This is a genomic window from Sediminibacterium soli (assembly GCF_009939225.1).
Classification (GTDB): Bacteria; Bacteroidota; Bacteroidia; order Chitinophagales; family Chitinophagaceae; genus Sediminibacterium; species Sediminibacterium soli.
Map to the genome: position 1 here is coordinate 658,707 of NZ_JAACJR010000003.1, position 19,151 is coordinate 677,857.

The window sequence follows — 19,151 nt, forward strand, 5'->3', positions numbered from 1 at the left end:
ATCGTATGAAAAAAATATGTTTGATCGCTGCCTGTATCCTGTCTGTGCAGGCCATGGCGCAGTCGGTGGTTTCCAAAACCTACCCGGTTAAAACGGGTGAATCGGTAAAACTGAAATTCGATTACCCCAAAATCGTACATGTTTCCACCTGGGATAAGAACGAAGTGGCTGTTACCGCAAAGGTGAACATCAACGACGGTGAAAACGACTCTGCATTTGTGCTGGAAGACAGCAAAGAGAACGGCGTGCTGTTTATCAAAAACAAGATCCGTGATATGGACAAACTGCCCCGCCGGTATACCCTGTACAAAGACGGTAAAAAGACCGTATTTCGCAGCAAGGACGATTTCCGGTCCTTCACCAGGCAGTCCGGCGGAGGAACCATGTCTTCGGAAGGTGTGGATATGGAAATCACCGTTGAGGTGAAAGTGCCGGCCAATACACGAACGGATATCAATTCTGTCTACGGCATCGTGGAGATCATTAATTTCAACGCACCGGCCAATATCGATGCAACCTATGGCGGTATTGACGCCACCGTGAATGAGTCGGCTACAGGCAAACTCAAAGCCACCACCAGTTATGGCCAGATATACAGCAACCTTGATCTGAAGATAACGGATAAGACACAGAAAGACTTTTTTACTTCCATCACCGCCGAACCTGGTAAAGGGCCTGAATATATTTTTAAGTCCACCTACGGAAAGATCTACCTGCGGAAACCCTGATTGTCATAATTTCTGTACTGTTTGGTATTCCCATTGCGGGGCAGGTATGCCCCGCTTTTTTTGCCGGTAACTCCATAAAACCACCGCGTATAAATACGCTATCCCAAACCCCGGAATCGGGTCATATTTGGGGATGACTAAATCCAGACTTCCCGTTATCTACGACGAAAAGACTATCCAGGATAAAGTATACATTATCCGTAACCAGAAAGTGATGCTGGATCTTCACCTGGCGGAAATCTATGAGGTGGAAACCCGGGCACTCAACCAGGCGGTCAAACGTAACCTTGACCGGTTTCCGGCAGATTTTATGTTCAAACTCACATTGACCGAATGGGCGGATATTTCATCATCACAATTTGTGATGATGAAATATCCGAAAACCGTACGGGCAGGTACCTTCCGCTCGCGTTTACGGAACATGGCGTAACCATGCTTGCGAGTATTTTAAAAAGCGCGAAAGCCAAAAAGATGAATATTGCCATCGTGCGCGCCTTCATTGCATACCGAAAAATGTTGCAGGACGGCCGTATTATGGAGCAGCTGCTTGCACTGAAACAGCGTATCGACGGCCACGATATGCAGCTTGAACAGATATACGAAGCCATCGAAAATTTACTGGATGGGCGCGCCGATAAAATGGCATGGCAGGACAGGGAAAAGATCGGTTTCCGCAAATAATGTGGAAGGATGTTTACACATATCGCACATCATGCGGGTAGGGTGGCAGGCCCGGTTTTGATGCTCTTCCTGAAAATCCTTTTTATGAAAACAGTTGAAACCGGTCTATTGCATGTGGAAAGTCCCGCATTTGAAAACAATGGTCCTATGCCCGAAAAATATACCTGCGACGGAAATAATACCAACCCCGCCATTCGTATTCACAACCTGCCTGAAGAAACTGCCTGTATTGCCATTATTATGGAAGACCCTGACGCGCCGGGCGGCATATTTGATCACTGGATCGAGTGGAATATTCCCCCGGCCGGTATTGCCGAAAACACAAACCCCGGCATCAGCGGCAGGAACAGCTCCGGTAAAACAGGATACCATGGACCCTGTCCTCCCAGCGGCACACACCGCTACTATTTTCATGTATACGCGCTGGATGCACCATTGGATATTCCCGGTCATTCGGACCGAAAAACGGTTGAGCAGGCCATGGAATCGCATATCCTGGCTGAGGGCACCTGTATGGGAACCTACCGGCATAAGGGCAGCGAATGATGTATAAACAAAAGGCCGTCTCGTTGGAGACGGCCCAGTTCCTTCATGTATAACTCTCTTCGCCGGTATTATCCGGATCAGATCATTTGGGTATATTTCTCAGGGAGAACCACCCCAGTATAAATGAAAGAACGTAGTGCCTATACTGGTTCCAAAACCGTGCCAGCACATATTCCCGACGGTATTCCGGCAGCCGTGTTTGCCTGCCGTATAAATATTTCCACACGAATTCTTTTCTTGCGCACCAAACCCGGGTACAATCTTCCTCTTTTCTGATCATACCTGTATGTCTATTATAATTATATGATCCCGTCTATGTTACCAAATTGTTACCTCATAGTAATGTGTTAACATTATTAATCGGCAGGTAACATTGCGGTAACAATTTGGTAACATAGCCCGGATACTTTCGCAGCATTAAAATTTCCGCTGTGAAGAAATTATACTGGATACTCTCTCTTTGTTTATTATCACTCACTGCTTTCTCTCAAAAAACCCGGATTATCGGTAAGGTTACCAATAATAGGAACGAAGCGCTTACCGGCGTAACTGTTAAGATCGGCGGCACTGCCAACGGATATGCAAGAAGCGATGTGGATGGCCGCTACGCTATTACAATACAACCCGGCAAAAAATACGAGATCAGTTTTTCATACGTAGGTTACAAAGACAAAACTGTCTCCGATATCTCGGTTGCCAGGGCTGGTGACGATGAAACCGTGGATGTGGTATTGGAAGAAGCCGGCAAACAGCTTGAGGCCGTAACGGTAAGAAGCTCGGCCCGTGCGGGTGCACGTGGCGAGACAGTGAATGCCATGATCTCTTTCCAGAAAAACACCAACACGGTTGCTTCCGTGGTTTCCGCAGAAGCCATCCGCCGTTCTCCTGATAAAAACACCGGCGAAGTACTGAAGCGTACACCGGGTGCAAGCATCCAGGAGGGTAAATTCCTGATCGTTCGCGGTCTGGCGGAAAGATACAACCTGGCCATGATCAACGGTATTCAGCTGGGCAGCACCGAACCCGACAGGAAAGCCTTCTCTTTTGATCAGATCCCTTCGAACATGATCGATAACATCGTTATCAATAAAGCGTTCGTTCCCGAATTGCCGGGCGAATGGGCCGGTGGTCTGATTCAGGTAAACACCCGGGATATTCCTTCCAAAAACTTTTTTAACCTGCAGGTGGGTACCGGCTTCAATACGCAAACCATCAACCGTGATTTCTATACCTACCAGGGAGGCAAAACAGACTGGCTGGGTATCGATGACGGTACGCGTTCTCTGCCTTCCGGTTATACCAACAAATCCACTTTCGACAACCTCAGCCCGCAGCAGAAAACAGCTATCGGAAAATCATTCCCCAGTATCTGGAATGCATCTGTTAACAACGGCCTGAACAGGCTTAACGGCCAGCTGCAGATGAGCGGCGGTTTTACTGCCGACCTGAAAGGCAACAACAGCAAACTGGGCGGTATTTTCGGTCTTACCTATAATAAATCGGGCCGCTACCTGAAAGCCACCAACAACGGCTTCAACTTTATCGGTAACGGTACTTTTACCCCTGATTTCAGCTTTAACGATGACCGTTACAGCACCGATATTCTCTGGGGTGCACTGGGTAACCTTACCTACCAGATCAATAACAACAACAAGATCTCCATCAAATCGCTGTTCAACATCAATGCATCGGATTATACCACGCTGCGTACGGGTGTGGAAGGAAACGGCAATGCCCTGCTCGACAGCGCCCGCGGGTATGAGCTCGGATTTGAACAGAACACTTTCTGGAACTCACAGCTGATGGGTGAGCACAATATCAAACCAAACGTACTTAAGTTCAGGTGGTACGGTTCTTTCAACCTGCTCGACGGGTATGTGCCCGATCAGCGCAGGATCTACTACCTGAAAAACAACTCGGCCGCTACCAATCCGTATGTGATGCTCATGTCGAACGTTTTATCGCAGAAAAGCGGTAACCGTTTCTACCAGAGCCTGAGCGATTATATTTATGCAGGTGGTGCCGACCTGTCGTATACTTTCGATGCCTTCGGTACCAAGCAAACGGTGAAAGGCGGGTATATGCTCCAGGTGAAAGACCGTTTGTTCGATGCCAAACCTTTCTCTATTTACCTTCCGAGAGACAATGTGGCTCTGCGCACATTGCCGCCCGACCAGGTATTTGCACCGGCTAATTTCGGCGACGGTTCCGCTACCAGCAATATGCTTGCTTTTGATGCGATCAAAGGAAGCCTGTACCGTTACCTCGCCAACACAATCCTGAATGCAGGTTACGTGCAGTTCGATAACCAGTTCGGCAATGCACTGCGTGTGATATGGGGTGTAAGGGTGGAGGATTACGATCAGCTGATCGGCAGCGTGCGTAAATCGGATCCGCGGCATGTAAACACCCGCGTAACAGATTTCCTGCCTGGATTGAATGCTACGGTAAAACTGAATAACCAGACCAACCTGCGTTTGTCTGCATCGCAAACCGTGGTGAGGCCTGAGTTCAGGGAACTGTCTACCTTCCAGTATTATGATTTTGAACTCAACGCGGCGGTACAGGGCTCTCCTGCACTGAAGCGTACCAAGATAACGAATGTAGACCTGCGTTATGAACTGTATCCCCGTTCGGGCGAAGTGTTTACGGTAGGCGCTTTCTTCAAGCATTTTGATAAGCCTATCGAAATGATCTACAACTTCGGCAGCGGTGGCGCGAGCGTATTCAATTTTGCCAACCCCGAAAGCGCAAATGCTTTTGGCCTGGAACTTGAATTCCGTAAAAAACTCGATTTTGCCTCAGCACTGAAAAATTTCACATTTGCGGCCAACGGTTCCTATATACGCAGCCGTGTGAAAGATGTGAACCTGTCGCTCGACAGGCCATTGCAGGGACAGTCGCCTTACCTGGTGAATCTCTCACTGATGTATGATCTCGAGCCAAAAGGTTTCAGCGCAACGGTGCTGTACAACCAGATCGGCCGTCGTGTAACTTTTGTGGGCAGCCTTGATCAGCCCGATATCTATGAGTCGTCAAGACCCGTACTGGATTTCCAGTTAACAAAAAAGTTCGCCAAGAACAAAGCGGAACTGCGCTTCAACGTACAGGATATCCTGAACCAGACCCTGTACTTCTACCAGAACCCCGATGGCAATACGGCACTTGACAAATCAAAAGATCCATATCGCCTGACCAGGAAATTCGGTACCACAATCGGCCTGACCCTTGGTTACAATTTCTGATAAAACGATAACGATAAGTAACAACAACAAATCAACTAACAAACAGATAAACCCAGTTATGAAAAAGTCAATCATTTTAATGGCCCTTGCTGCGGGTGTAGTGATCACCAGTTGCCGTAAGATTGAGGTAGACGGCAACGGTGGTACCAACAACGGTGGAACAAACCCGACAAACCCCACAACAGGTCAGACCATTACGCTGAAAGGAAGGATCGACAAGGATACGGTGCTGCGTAACGGTAACACCTATATCCTGAGCGGTCTTGTATACATGGTGAACAACGCTACAATGAAAGTGGAAGCGGGTGTTACCGTAAAAGGTGATTATACCGGCGCTAACGTAGCTGCCCTCATTATTACCCGTGGTGCCAAACTGGTTGCCGATGGTACACAGGATGCGCCGATCGTATTTACCAGCAATTCACCCGTTCCCCGCTCGGGCGACTGGGGCGGTATCGTTCTTTGCGGTAAGGCAAGTGTGAACTCAACTTTCACCGGTACAGGTGGCGGTGTGGGTACTATCCAGGTAGAAGGCGGTATCGATAACTCATTCGGTGATGGTATCGCCGGTGGCGGTGCTACTCCCAATGACGATGACAGCTCTGGTGTGCTGCGTTATGTGCGTATCGAATATGCAGGTTATGCTTACCAGCCCGATAAAGAGATCAACAGTCTTACAATGGCCGCTGTGGGTCGTAAAACCGTGATCGATTATGTTCAGGTTACCTATGCAAAAGACGACGCTTTCGAATGGTTCGGCGGCACGGTAAACTGCAGTCACCTGATCACTTATAAAACACAGGACGACGATTTTGACAGTGATAACGGATTCAGTGGGCGTGTACAGTTCGGTATTGCCATGCGCGATTCAGCTATCGCCGATATCTCAAGAAGCGAAGCGTTTGAAAGCGATAACGATCCCAACGGTTCAACCAATGCACCCCAGACCAGAGCGGTATTCAGCAACATGACCATCATTGGCCCACGTGCTACCCTGGCCAATACCGGTAACAGCCTGTTCCTGGGCGCTGCACAGGTTCGCCGTAACTCCGGTATCTCTATCTTCAATTCTATTATCATGGGCTGGCCTGCAGGTCTGATCATCGATGCGCGTAACGGACGCGGAGAAGAGCTGAACATTATGGATAGCACCGTTCGCTTCAAAAACAACGTGATCGCCGGTTGCGGCCCTGTAAGCGGAACAGACGCGGCGTCTTACCTGTACATTGCCTCTGCTGCGAATCCCAATCTCTGGAATTCAGACTCGGTGAAGAATCATTTCTCTAACACGGCTTTCAGCAATTTTGTACTGACAAATACTTCAGAAGTAAAACTGATCAGTCCGTTTAACTACTCCACACCCGACTTTATTCCTTTCGGTGGCAGCAACGGTTACCAGCCTGTACTGACCGGTGCAAGCTTTGCCGATCCCAAGCTGGCAGGTTTCAAGGTGGTTACTTTCCGCGGCGCCTGCGATGCAGCGGGTATCAATGCTTCCTGGTGGAAAGGCTGGACAAGGTTTGTGAATTCTTAATTTTCCCGGAACACACTGAATAGTTCAAAGAGAAAAAGTCAAAATTCAAAAGCATACCTTTTGAATTTTGACTTTTTCTTTTTGAACTTCGAGCCTACCAGTTATTAGCCTGGTCTTTGTTTATTCTTTCGGCTTCTCGGGGTTTGCGGGTTTGCCAGTTGGGGTCGTAAGAGACAAACCAGCTCAGCCACAGAATGCGGGAAAAACGCATCAGCACGGGCTGCAGCAGCAGCAACAGCAAAAAGGCAAATCCCATCCAGTAAAAGATACGGTTATCATCAACGGAGAATGTTACACCGATCAGCAGTTTCCAGGCAATAAAGCTGGCTACCAGTAAGCCAATGCTCAGCGCATAACTTACATAGCCGGTGCCGTAATAAAAACCCACTTCAATTTCTGTAGGCTGCCCGCAGGCCGGACAGGCATCATGCATCTTGACACTGTTCTTTGAATAGGCATGGTTACTCAGGAATATTTTTCCTTCGCGGCACCGGGGGCAACGGCTGGTGAGAACGGCGCCCAGGTAAGATCTTTTTCCAGGCATAAGATTGATTTTGCCCGCAAAGGTACTGATATAACCCGCGAAACTGTCAAAAGAGTCAATCCGTAATGGCGCTGTTGGAGACTTTTACATAAGTTTCCGAGTGCCCGGCATCAACCGCGTAGCAGCCCGAAATAAAACGCAGGCTGCCATCGGACAGATCGATAAATACCTTGGTGGCGCTCTGGTTGTTATCGTAAACAATGCGTTTGGTAAACAGTCCGGCGGGTATTACCAGGCAAACGCTCTGTTCAACGGTGGCATCGTCGGAGACAGTGTAGGTTCCTCTTTTTTTCAGCTGTCCGTTCTCAAACCGGGCGTATTCCGAAGCGGAAAACCGGATGGTTGCCCCGTTACCCGCGGGCAGATCCATGGGCTGTAGCATGGCGGAAGAAATACGCCGCAGCTCCCAGGTGCCGGTAAGCTTTCCGTCGCTTACAAAACCAGAGGTGTTGTCTTTGCTGCAGGAAGAAAACACAGCCATACCCGCCAGTGCCAGGATCGTGAATAAATGCTTCATGGGATTGTTTTGCTGACTGACACAGCATTACGCAAAAACGTTGCGGCGGCTTCGGGGGATACCTGTTTCAACGCGGTAACCCTTACTGTTCTCCCGCTTCCAGTATCCGCTCCATCCGCATACTCCTCGAGCCTTTGATCAGCACATGCGCGTTTGCCAATGCCTGCTGCCTGAACCATTTCCTGGCTTCATCGGCACTGCTGAAAAAAGTAAAACCATGTGCAATGGCCGTAAAATCGCCGCCAACCAGCACCACATCGGCCCATCGGTATTGTTTGATAAGATCCACAATGGCCTGGTGTTCCCGCAGGCTGTCGGGTCCCAGCTCCATCATGCCGCCGAGCATCAGGATTTTTTTGGCAGCGTGCAGCCTGGCGAAATTCTCGATGGCCAGCTTCATGCTCGAGGGATTGGCATTGTAGGCATCCAGCACAATATGGTTGGAGCCCTGTATCACCAGCTGCGATCTGCTGTTAGACGGGGTATAGCTTTCGATGGCGGTCCGTATGTTTTCTTCCGGCACGCCAAAATAGCTGCCCACGGCGATGGCGCAGAGTATGTTCGGCAGGTTGTAATCGCCCACCAGCCGGCTTTGCACCGGCAGCTGCCCGGCAAAGCCCTTTGTAATGGTAACGGACAGGAAGGGCTCGCTTTCGGCAATATTACCCTGTACCGATCCCTCGGCCGTTCCGTATCCGATCACTTCTTTTATTCCCGTTGTCATCTCGCGGAAATAGTCGTAGTCTGCAAACACAAAAGCGGTTCCGTTATGCGCACGCAGAAAATCGAATAGCTCGCCTTTGCCTTTTTTCACCCCGTCCACACCGCCAAAACCTTCCAGGTGCGCTTTGCCGATATTGGTGATGATACCGTGCGTGGGCTGTGTATACCGGCAATAACCCTCGATCTCTTTCTGGTGGTTGGCGCCCATTTCGATCACTGCCATCTGTGCGTCTTTCCGGATGCTTAATATGGTCAGCGGTACACCGATATGGTTGTTCAGGTTGCCCTGTGTTGTATAGGTAATGAAATGAGAAGCGAGTACGGATGAAACCAGTTCCTTGCTGGTGGTTTTACCATTGCTGCCGGTAATAGCAATAAAGGGAATATCGAACTGTTCGCGATGGTGTTTTGCAAGCTCCTGCAGGGCAAGCAAACCGTCTTCCACCACAATCAGCCGCGGGTCGTCGTTTATTTTCTCGTCAACCACCGCATAGGCCGCACCCTGCGCAAGCGCCTGCAAGGCAAACTGGTTGCCATTGAAATTAGGGCCCTTTAATGCAAAGAAGATATCGTCTTTTTTCAGCTTACGCGTATCCGTCTGCACGGAAGGGTGCTGTTCGTATAGCTTATAGAGTTCGGGTGTTGTCAAGAGGTTGAAATTTGGAATTGGGAAAATGAGAGATTGAAATTAGGGATTTATCCGGGGCCAATTTCCCCTTTTCCCAATTCCAAATTTCCAAAATAAAAAAACCACCCTCAAAGCGAGGATGGCTTTTTGCTGTATTTACCTTTTCCTTATCTCTTGTTTCTTCTCGCAGGGAAAAACGTTCCTGTTTTTCCTTTGCGGGACAGTGTTTCGGGAGCGCCATAGTGTGTCATTGCGCAACGGAAACCCAATGTGTTCGTGCTGAGGTCTTCTTCGAGGAAACGGCGTGTTCCGGGGCTGAGCCAGTAAGCACGGTCGTTCCAGCTGCCGCCTTTGTAAACCCTCGATTTGTCGGAGATCAGCGTAGTGGTGCCATAGCTATACAATACATTGCTGGAGGAGTCGCCATCCAGGTAGTTGGTAGCATAGGACTTCTGGTAGTTGCGCCTGCTGCGCAGGGTGGAATCGTCTTCAGGGATCATTTTGATACGACCCTTGTCATCCCGCAGGTTGCCCTGTCCGCCGCTCATATCCACCTTCTTGAATACGTTACCGCGGAACGGGTTAAAATCGTCTTCGCCTGCATTGGTAACCGGACGGTAAACATCGTTTACCCATTCGCTTACGTTGCCGCTCATATTATACAAACCAAAACCGTTGGGGATGAAAGAAGTCACTTCCGCAGGGATGGCAGCGTTATCGTTCAAACCACCGGCAACACCCATGTTGTCACCCGCGCCGCGTTTGAAGTTGGCCATCATAGCGCCCTGGAAAGAACTCTTTTTCGTATAACGGATATTGTCGAAACCATCGTTTTTCCAGGCATATATCTGTTTGTTGGAGATCAGCTCTTCGCCGCGGCCACTGCCTTTCTTGGGTTTGCGCTGCGGGTTCTGCATGATATAACCATAGGCGGCATATTCCCATTCCGCTTCCGTAGGCAGGCGGTAGTCGCCATACAGGATACCGTCTTCAAACTTAACCGTGGTACGGGGTCGGCCCTGCGCATCTTTCAGCGGGTTGCTTTTTGAAGTGGCTGTTTTACCAGGGGTTGCCTGGTACTCGCCCATCAGGTAAGCTTTTGAGTTGAAATTATCCTGCCCGGCACCATTGATCTCTTTTTTGATGGAAGTTTTCTTGTCGAGATACCCCTTGTTCATCAGTTCCATCTGGTTAACACGGTCGGTACGCCAGATACAGAAATCGGTGGCCTGTTTCCAGCTTACACCCACCACCGGGTAATAGTTATAGGAAGGATGACGGAAATAGTATTCAACATACGGTTCGTTGAACGCCAGCTCGCTTCTCCACACAAGTGTATCGGGTTTTGCCTGCTCCACAACGGAGTCCATACCGGCCTGGCCAAATACATTCTCCAGCCAGTACAGGTATTCACGGTAGTGAACGTTGGCCACTTCCGTTTTGTCGATAAAGAATGAGTTCACCGTTACGCGCCTGGGAATATTGTTCCAGTCGCCCATAACATCTTCCTGGGCCGCGCCCATGGTGAATGTACCGCCCTGCACAAAAACAAGACCCGGCGCTGTTTTGATATCCTTTGGTTGAGCAACGGCAAAATTGCCCTGGTCTTTATCGTTGTAGTTCCAGCCGGTGACAGAGGATTTTTCCTTTTTCTTTTTGATAAGACTGCAAGACGCCACAGAACCCGCAACGGCCATGAGCAGAACCAGGTTTCTACCGGTTTTTAATAACTGCATTGTCAATGGATTGAATTTTCGAAATGGTTTCTCTAAATAGGTACAGATGTGTCGATACGATTGGGTTTAGAGGCGTTGTTCTGCGAATATAGCTGTTTTCCCTTTATCCCGAAAAACGTCACTCTGTTACGAAAAGCCTAATTTTAGTTTGTGTTCTGTTGTCTGAAATCTGTTGTTGTTTAGGGTTGTTAAACCCGCTATCACCCTGACCCACAGACCATAAACCACCGACCATACGCCAAATATATGCATCCGCGGAAGTTGCCCCTTGTAGTGTTCCTGGTGATTTTGCTGTCAACAACGGCCCGGGCGCAACGGTCCTGGTTGCCCCATTCCGCACTGGCTTCGGGCAATTGGTACAAGATAGCGGTAACCGGTGAGGGGGTATACCGGATCGATGTTTCTTTTCTTAATTCATTGGGAATCAATACGTCCGGATTAAATTCGGCCAACCTGCGCCTGTTTGGCAACGGGGGCGCCATCTTGCCGGAGAGCAACGCCGCATCCCGTACCGATGACCTGTCCGAAAATGCGATAGAAGTGATGGATGGGGGCGACGGTCTTTTCAACGGGCAGGACTACCTTCTTTTTTATGCAGCCGGGCCGCATATCTGGCTCAAAGACAGTACCAGACAGGGTTTCAGGCACCGGAAAAACCTGTATTCGGATACCGCTTATTATTTTTTAACGACAGACGGGCAGGGAAAAAGGGTGCGTCCGCAGTCGTCACCCGCCAATGCCACCGTTACTGTGAGCAGTTTCGACGAGCGCTATTACCACGAAAACGAGCTCACCAATTTCTTGCACAGCGGCAAGGAATGGTATGGGGAGGAATTCAGCAATAATCCGGGAGGCACCCTCTCCCGCAGTTTTTCCGTCGACTGGCCCGGTTTGCAGGTAAACGAGCCGGTAAAGCTGGTAACCAGCCTGGCGGCCAGGTCGGTGGGCGGTGCCGGCAGTTTTTTGGTAAAGCTCAACAACCAGACAGCCCAATCGGTGGGTTTGCCATCGGTAACGGGTTATTACCTCGACCCGTATGCGCAAACACAGACAGCGGCATCGGGTGTATTGGCGGCCCAGTCAAAGCTCGATATCGGGATTACCTGGTCTTCGGCAGCCGCGGGTGCAAAGGGCTGGTTGAACTGGTTCGAGGTCTCCGGAAGAAGGGCGCTCGCAATCAACGGCACTGCCCCCTTGTTTTTCCGCGACTGGCGGTCGGTATCAGCGCAAACGGGTGTGTTCATCATAAACAATGCGTCCCCGGCCCTGGTTGTATGGGATATTACCCGGGCCGCGGAGCCGGAGAAAATGCAGACAACGGTATCGGGTACGCAGCTGCAATTTGCGAATGACCTGTCGAGGTTAAGGGAATACGCAGTGTTTACGCCGGCATCTTTGCCGCAGCCTGTGGCCATAGGAAAGATCGGTAACCAGGACCTGCACAACAGCGCAGCGGCGGACCTGCTGATCATAACCGGTAATGGGCTTGTTTCAGAAGCGCAGCGGCTTGCCGCATTTCACCGGCAGAAAAACAATTATTCGGTGGTAGTTGCCACAACCGAGCAGATCGCCAATGAATTCGGATCGGGTACCGCCGATCCTTCGGCGCTGCGCGATTTTGTAAAGATGTATTACGATAAGGCCACCCGCAGCGGAACCAAAAAAACAGCCTGGCTGCTGTTGTTCGGAACCGCATCCTATCAATACCGCCCGGGAGATCCGGCAAGCCGCTCCCTGGTGCCGGGATATGAAAGCGACCAGTCGCTCGACCCGCTGAACACCTATACCTCCGACGATTTCTTCGGCTTACTCGACGATAACGATGACATCACACGAAATGATCCGGCCATGCAGCTGGATATCGGTATCGGCAGGATACCCGCCAGAACCCTTGCCGAGGCAAAGACGATGGTTGATAAGATCATCCGCTATCATGCAAAACAAAGCCTGGGCGCCTGGAGAAACCAGGTGGTATATGTGGCAGACGATGGCGACCGGAACCTGCACCTGCAGGATGCGGAAAGCGTGTCGGCCACCGCTGCAACCGCCAACCCCGTGTACAACCCGTATAAGATCTACCTGGATGCATACCCTGTTGCAGCGGGCAGCGGAGGCGCGCGTTACCCCGCAGTGAACGATGCCATCGTAAGCCAGCTGTTCAATGGCGCATTGATCTTTAATTACAGCGGACACGGCAGCTACCAGCGGCTGGCTGAAGAAGCGGTGTTTACGCAAACGGAGCTGAACCGGCTGAACAATGCAGACAGATTACCTCTGTTCGTCACCGCCAGCTGTGATTTTGCCCCGCACGACGACCCGGCGCTCAACTCGCTCGGTTCTGGTGTACTGATGGGCGGTAGCAACGGCGCAATCGCTTTGCTCACCACCACCCGCGTGGTATTTGCCTACAGCAACCGCCAGATAAACGATAATTACCTGAAACTGGCCCTGCGACAGGGTGCGGATGGAAAATACCCGGCACTTGGCCAGTGCCTGCAGCAGGCCAAGAACCTGACCATGCAAACCACGGGAGATGTGATCAATAACCGCAAATTCACCCTGCTGGGCGACCCCGCCATGCAGCTGGGTTTTCCTGAATTAGGCCTGCGGCTCATGAAAATGAACGATCGGCCCATCGGCGGCACAGATACCCTGCAGGCAATGGGCAAATACCGGTTTGACGGCGAAGTGACAGATATATCCGGGAACAGGGTGCCCGGTTTTTCGGGGAGGCTGACGGCCACCGTATTCGACAAACCCCAGCAGGTAAAAACCCTGGGTAATGATGCCGCCAGTCCGGTTACCACGTTTACGCAGCAGGCAGGTATATTGTATAAAGGCGATGTAACGGTTACAGACGGAAAATTCCGCTTTGAGTTCATCATGCCCAAAGACATCAACTACCAGGTGGGTACAGGAAGGATCAGCCTGTATGCGGATGATGGCGTGCGTGCGGCCAATGGTGTTGACACTTCTTTCCGGGTAGGCGGCACCGGCAGCAGGTTTGTTGTTGACACAAAAGGTCCCGATATACAGGCATTCATCAACGATGACAGGTTCCGGGACGGCGGGCTGGCCAACGAGAATCCGGTGTTGCTGCTGAAGCTTTTTGATTCATCGGGTATCAGCATCTCGGGTTATGGCATCGGTCATGATATAACCGCGGTTATCGATGGCAATGAGCGAAATGTGCTGGTATTGAACCATTACTACACCGCCGATACGGACAGTTACCAATCGGGCCGCCTGAGCTACCAGCTTCCATTGCTGGAGGAGGGCCAGCATACCATCCGTATAAAGGCCTGGGATGTGGCAAACAATTCAAGCGAAGTGAGCATCCGTTTCTGGGTGGCGAGGCAGGAAAAGCTGCAGGTGAGCAATGTCCGCAATTTCCCCAACCCTTTTGCAGGGTCCACCACTTTCGGTTTTGAGCATAACCAGCCCAATACCGACCTGGATGTGTCGATTGGGATTTATACCGCCAGCGGTTCGCTGGTAAAACAGATCCGCCAGGTAGTTAACACCAGTGGAAGCCGCAATTGCGAGATAAATTGGGGGGGAGACAATACAGCGGGTGCAAAACTGCCAAAAGGTATTTATATTTACCGTGTTGCCGTAAAAGCGCGCGGACAGCAGCAGACCATAAGTGGCCAGTTGATCATTCTCTAAATCATCTGAATGAATTGATTTCTACCCGTTTACGAATTAAGAGTTTATTTTGCAAAAACCGGTTGGGATCGGGTGTGACAGGCGTTTATAAAAGATTTTCATAATCTTTTACACCCCGGCAAGCGGAAAGAGAAAAAATAGGCTCTTAATGTATCAATTGAAAAAATCAAAACTTTCTTGATGAGTTCATTAGTGAAAAGAACCGGGGTGGCGGTATTGGCCGCAGTACTTTCGGTGGTATCCGCAAATGCGCAGAGCCAGTCAGTCAATATCGTTTCAACCGCGGTGCCTTTTCTCCGTATTTCCCCCGATGCCCGTGCCGGCGGTATGGGCGATCTGGGCATAGCCACATCGGCCGATGGCAATGCGCCTTTCTGGAATATTGCCAAAATACCCACGGCAAAGAAAAAAACGACCATCGCGCTGAACTATACGCCCTGGTTAAAAGACCTGGGACTGAATGATGTATACCTGGCCAGCGCGGCTTTTGCGCACAAACTGGATGAACAGAGCGCCCTATCGTCTTCCCTCCGTTATTTCAGTCTCGGTAATATCCAGCTGACGGATTATTCCGGTAATGTGCTGAATACGGTAAAACCCAGCGAATTCAGTTTTGACGCGGGTTATACAAGGGTATTGAACCAGAAACTGAGCATCGGCGTAGCCCTGCGGTACATCAATTCGCGGCTGGTGGTGGGCGATGTGGGCACCGGCGTGGTGTACAAGGCGGGCAATGCGGTGGCGGGTGACATCTCATTATTTTACAACGGCATCAATGAGAGCGGGGATGGTTTTACCTGGGGAGTGGTAGCTTCCAACCTGGGAAGCAAGATCGGTTATACCAATGATTCGCGTAACAAGGATTTTATACCGGCCAACCTGGGTTTCGGTGCCGCCTACACAAAAACGCTTAGCGAAAACAACAAGCTGACTTTTGGTGTAGACCTGAACAAACTGCTGGTGCCCGCGGTGCCGGCGGCCACGGGTAACTATGCCAGGGACTCCGCCAACCTGGCCGACTACCGCGAGCGGGGCGTGATCTCCAGCTACCTGAAATCGTTCAACGACGGTTCGGGTATGCTCAATTCGATACAGGCATCGATAGGCGGCGAATACAACTATAACGACCAGTTCTTTTTCCGTGCCGGCTATTTCTACGAGCATGCCAGTCGCGGCAACCGCAAATTTTTCTCCCTGGGCGCCGGTTTTTCGATGGACCTGCTCAGTGTGAACCTGTCCTACCTGGTACCCTCCGGCAGCGGTGTAACCAGGAACCCCCTGTCGAATACCCTGCGTTTTGGCATCATATTCAACCTGGGACAGCCGGATTAGCGGGTAAAATCAAAAGTCAATCGCTAATCAGCAATCCGCGGTCGGCAATCGGTATTTGCCAATTGTCGCCCCCAATTCCTATTTTTGAATTTTTACTATTGAATTTCGATTTCCCATGGGCTTCCGCATCGGTTATGGCATTGATTATCACCAATTGGTCGAGGGGCGCGATCTGTTCATCGGCGGGGTAAAGATCCCGCACCACAAAGGTGCGCTGGGGCACAGTGATGCGGATGTATTGCTGCATGCCATCTGCGATGCCATGCTTGGGGCGCTGGCCTTGGGTGATATCGGGGTGCATTTCCCGGATACATCGGCGGAATTTAAGGATATTGACAGTAAGATCCTGCTGGCGCGTACGCAGGAATTGGTCAAAAAGGAAGGATATTCCATCGTAAACATCGATGCAACACTCTGCCTCGAAGCCCCCAAAATAAAGCCTTATGTGCCGCAGATGCAGGAAACGATCGCGGCTATCCTGGGGATAACCATGCGAGACATATCCATAAAGGCAACTACCATGGAAAGAATGGGGTTTGTGGGGAGAGAGGAGGGGTTGGTGGCGCATGCGGTTTGTTTGCTTGGGAAAAACACTAAGGATTGAGAGCTGCGACCGAACAGAATGCGGTTCCCATATTTGTAATCGGTTTCACTTCTATTATAGTAGACAACATCAAATAGCAGGGCGTCGGAGTGAAATGTCTCATAGTAATTAAAAGGTAGATTTAGAAATCCCAATCCCAGTCTGCCTATCAAAGCCTGTCTATAAATCAGTCAATCTTCCTAACCTAAACAGTTTTTTCAATATCTTGCAATCCTTTAACGGCTATTTATAACAAGTATTGAATGAAAAAGGCGCTTATTACAGGTATTACCGGGCAGGATGGAGCTTATCTTGCAGAGCTATTGCTAAATAAGGGATATGAAGTTCATGGTATTAAAAGAAGAAGTTCTCTTTTTAACACTGGAAGAATCGACCACTTATATGAAGATTCGCATGTACCTCATAGACATTTGACGCTCCATTATGGTGATCTTACAGATTCTACAAACCTGATACGTATTATCCAGGAAGTAAAACCGGACGAAATCTATAATCTTGCAGCCATGAGCCATGTGCATGTAAGTTTTGAGACGCCGGAATATACAGCCAATGCAGATGGTATTGGAACTTTGCGGATACTTGAAGCTGTTCGTTTACTTGGATTGACAAAGAAAACAAAAATATATCAAGCCTCCACATCTGAATTATATGGATTGGTACAGGCGGTACCACAAACCGAAACAACCCCTTTTTACCCCCGTTCGCCCTATGCGGTAGCTAAATTATATGCTTATTGGATAACGGTAAATTATCGCGAAGCCTATGATATGTTTGCCTGCAATGGTATTCTGTTTAATCATGAATCACCGCTTCGGGGTGAAACTTTTGTAACACGAAAAATTACCCGTGCCGTTGCAAAGATTGCTCTTGGTTTACAAGATACCGTATATCTTGGGAATCTTGATGCCAAACGCGACTGGGGACATGCAAAAGATTATGTAGAAGGGATGTGGCGGATTTTACAGCAGGATATACCTGAAGACTTTGTATTGGCTACCGGCATTACAACATCGATCCGCGAATTTGTAAAAATGGCTTTTGCCGAAGTCGGGATGGAACTTGCTTTTGAAGGTGAAGCTGGAGGCGAAATTGCAAAGGTGGTGACCTGTAGCAGCAAATACCAGATACCGGTCGGGCAGGTAGTGGTAAAAGTAGACCCACGTTATTATCGTCCAACGGAAGTGGATCTGTTAATCGGAGATCCTTCCAAAGCAAATAAAAAACTAGGGTGGGTTCCTAGCTACACACTAGCAGGGATGGTAGCAGAAATGGTAGCAAGCGATCTTACATTGTTTGCAAAGGAGGAGTTTTTGAAAAAGCATGGGTATGAGGTGAAGAATGAATTCGAATAGAGTGATAGCTGCTGGTCTTTAGTTGTTTATCAACAGTCATTGGTGCGACATTACATTGATTGACTCGCAGACGCTATCTAAAACCACACAAAAGCTAATAAAGTTGAGGCTGAACGTGTAAAATCCGGGATTCTGAAAACGAATCTACTAAGACCAAATCGAAGCGAAGATCCCAGAAGCCGCAGAAGCCAATAGCCAAAGACTAAAGACTTCGAAATGGAAAAACACGCAAAAATCTATATTGCCGGTCACCGTGGAATGGTGGGAAGTGCTATCGTTCGCAAACTGGAGAAGGAAGGGTATGTGAATTTACTTACTTGTACTTCACAGGAACTGGACCTGCGTTGTCAGAAATCTGTAAATGATTTTTTTGACAAAGAAAGGCCCGATTACGTTTTCCTTGCCGCTGGAAAAGTAGGCGGTATCGTCGCTAATAATACCCTTCGCGCAGAATTTATTTACGATAATCTGATGATTGAGGCGAATGTGATTCATGCAGCTTATCTCTATAAAGTTTCCAAACTTCTTTTTTTAGGGTCCTCTTGTATTTACCCAAAACTGGCGCCGCAGCCTTTAAAAGAGGAATACTTGCTGCAGGGGTATCTTGAAGAAACCAACCGACCTTATGCTGTTGCTAAAATAGCAGGTATTGAAATGTGCAATTCCTATCGCGATCAATACGGCTGCAATTTTATTGCTGCAATGCCTACGAATTTATATGGCCCCAACGATAATTATGATCCGGAAAAATCACATGTGCTTCCTGCATTGATCCGGAGGTGTATCACCGCAGTAAAGACCGGAGATAAAGAAGTGCTTATTTGGGGTACTGGCAGTCCCAAAAGAGAATTTTTGCATGTGGACGATCTGGCAGCAGCCTGTTTATTCCTGATGAATCATTTCGAAGAAAGAGGCTTCCTGAATATAGGAACAGGTGAAGATCTATCTATTATAGAGTTGGCCGAAATGGTAGGCAGAATTACCGGCTTCACCGGGAGAATTCGAACAGACCCATCCAAACCAGATGGTACACCCCGTAAATTAATGGATGTGACTAGACTTCACCAATTGGGTTGGAAAGCTTCTATCAGTTTAGAAGAAGGGATTAGGAGAGTGTATGAGGACGTAAAAGAGAGATTCGGACTTTAGCTATATATAAAACTTGGCAGTTGCTCCGCCTCTGTGGGGTTTGTAAAATGAACTGTGTCAAAGAATAACTTGATTATAGTTTAAAAGAGGCGGTGTCGGCTCCATCCACAGAGCAAGGCACCGCCTCTTTTTTACGGTGCGCTGTCAGAGATCTGTTTTCATT

At 49.3% G+C, this 19,151-nt stretch carries 15 protein-coding genes; 11 read left to right on the forward strand and 4 right to left on the reverse strand.

Going from position 1 to position 19,151, the window contains the following annotated elements; translation table 11 throughout:
* Positions 1–5: 5 nt before the first annotated feature.
* The 6 genes from GWC94_RS03010 to GWC94_RS03030 all read left to right on the forward strand — a co-directional run bounded on the left by GWC94_RS03010 (position 6) and on the right by GWC94_RS03030 (position 6,734).
* Positions 6–728, forward strand: a complete 723-nt coding sequence (locus GWC94_RS03010) for a hypothetical protein (RefSeq protein ID WP_161833503.1) — start codon at positions 6–8, stop codon at positions 726–728.
* A 133-nt stretch (positions 729–861) separates the two neighbouring features.
* On the forward strand, positions 862–1,158 hold the full coding sequence (locus GWC94_RS16770) for an ORF6N domain-containing protein (RefSeq protein WP_235918432.1): 297 nt from the start codon (positions 862–864) through the stop codon (positions 1,156–1,158).
* A gap of 41 nt (positions 1,159–1,199) precedes the next feature.
* Positions 1,200–1,409, forward strand: a complete 210-nt coding sequence (locus GWC94_RS16775) for a hypothetical protein (protein ID WP_235918433.1) — start codon at positions 1,200–1,202, stop codon at positions 1,407–1,409.
* A gap of 84 nt (positions 1,410–1,493) precedes the next feature.
* Positions 1,494–1,955, forward strand: a complete 462-nt coding sequence (locus tag GWC94_RS03020) for a YbhB/YbcL family Raf kinase inhibitor-like protein (RefSeq protein ID WP_161833504.1) — start codon at positions 1,494–1,496, stop codon at positions 1,953–1,955.
* Positions 1,956–2,386: 431 nt separating this feature from the next.
* Positions 2,387–5,200, forward strand: a complete 2,814-nt coding sequence (locus GWC94_RS03025) for a TonB-dependent receptor (protein WP_161833505.1) — start codon at positions 2,387–2,389, stop codon at positions 5,198–5,200.
* A 58-nt stretch (positions 5,201–5,258) separates the two neighbouring features.
* The gene (locus tag GWC94_RS03030) at positions 5,259–6,734 is read left to right on the forward strand and encodes a hypothetical protein (RefSeq protein WP_161833506.1); all 1,476 of its coding nucleotides are present in this window, start codon (positions 5,259–5,261) and stop codon (positions 6,732–6,734) included.
* A gap of 94 nt (positions 6,735–6,828) precedes the next feature.
* Here GWC94_RS03030 and GWC94_RS03035 read toward each other — a convergent pair whose 3' ends face one another.
* From GWC94_RS03035 to GWC94_RS03050, 4 genes are all read right to left on the reverse strand, one after another.
* Positions 6,829–7,278, reverse strand: a complete 450-nt coding sequence (locus GWC94_RS03035; RefSeq protein WP_161833507.1) for a DUF983 domain-containing protein — start codon at positions 7,276–7,278, stop codon at positions 6,829–6,831.
* Positions 7,279–7,333: 55 nt separating this feature from the next.
* On the reverse strand, positions 7,334–7,795 hold the full coding sequence (locus GWC94_RS03040) for a hypothetical protein (RefSeq protein ID WP_161833508.1): 462 nt from the start codon (positions 7,793–7,795) through the stop codon (positions 7,334–7,336).
* 82 nt (positions 7,796–7,877) lie between these two features.
* On the reverse strand, positions 7,878–9,167 hold the full coding sequence (locus GWC94_RS03045; RefSeq protein WP_161833509.1) for a UDP-N-acetylmuramoyl-tripeptide--D-alanyl-D-alanine ligase: 1,290 nt from the start codon (positions 9,165–9,167) through the stop codon (positions 7,878–7,880).
* A gap of 146 nt (positions 9,168–9,313) precedes the next feature.
* Complete coding sequence (locus GWC94_RS03050) at positions 9,314–10,882, reverse strand: SUMF1/EgtB/PvdO family nonheme iron enzyme (protein WP_161833510.1); 1,569 nt, start codon at positions 10,880–10,882, stop codon at positions 9,314–9,316.
* A 324-nt stretch (positions 10,883–11,206) separates the two neighbouring features.
* On the opposite strand from GWC94_RS03050, the gene porU reads away from it, so the two are divergent.
* The 5 genes from porU to GWC94_RS03075 all read left to right on the forward strand — a co-directional run bounded on the left by porU (position 11,207) and on the right by GWC94_RS03075 (position 18,988).
* Positions 11,207–14,551 carry a type IX secretion system sortase PorU gene (gene porU, locus GWC94_RS03055; RefSeq protein ID WP_161833511.1) on the forward strand — a complete coding sequence of 1,115 codons (3,345 nt, stop codon included), beginning with the start codon at positions 11,207–11,209 and terminating at the stop codon, positions 14,549–14,551.
* A gap of 180 nt (positions 14,552–14,731) precedes the next feature.
* Positions 14,732–15,883, forward strand: a complete 1,152-nt coding sequence (porV, locus tag GWC94_RS03060; protein ID WP_161833512.1) for a type IX secretion system outer membrane channel protein PorV — start codon at positions 14,732–14,734, stop codon at positions 15,881–15,883.
* A 115-nt stretch (positions 15,884–15,998) separates the two neighbouring features.
* On the forward strand, positions 15,999–16,487 hold the full coding sequence (gene ispF / locus GWC94_RS03065; RefSeq protein WP_161833513.1) for a 2-C-methyl-D-erythritol 2,4-cyclodiphosphate synthase: 489 nt from the start codon (positions 15,999–16,001) through the stop codon (positions 16,485–16,487).
* Positions 16,488–16,729: 242 nt separating this feature from the next.
* A complete protein-coding gene (gene gmd, locus GWC94_RS03070) occupies positions 16,730–17,839 on the forward strand; it encodes a GDP-mannose 4,6-dehydratase (RefSeq protein ID WP_161833514.1) in 1,110 nt (369 codons plus the stop codon).
* 216 nt (positions 17,840–18,055) lie between these two features.
* Positions 18,056–18,988, forward strand: a complete 933-nt coding sequence (locus GWC94_RS03075; RefSeq protein WP_161833515.1) for a GDP-L-fucose synthase family protein — start codon at positions 18,056–18,058, stop codon at positions 18,986–18,988.
* Positions 18,989–19,151 lie beyond the last annotated feature (163 nt).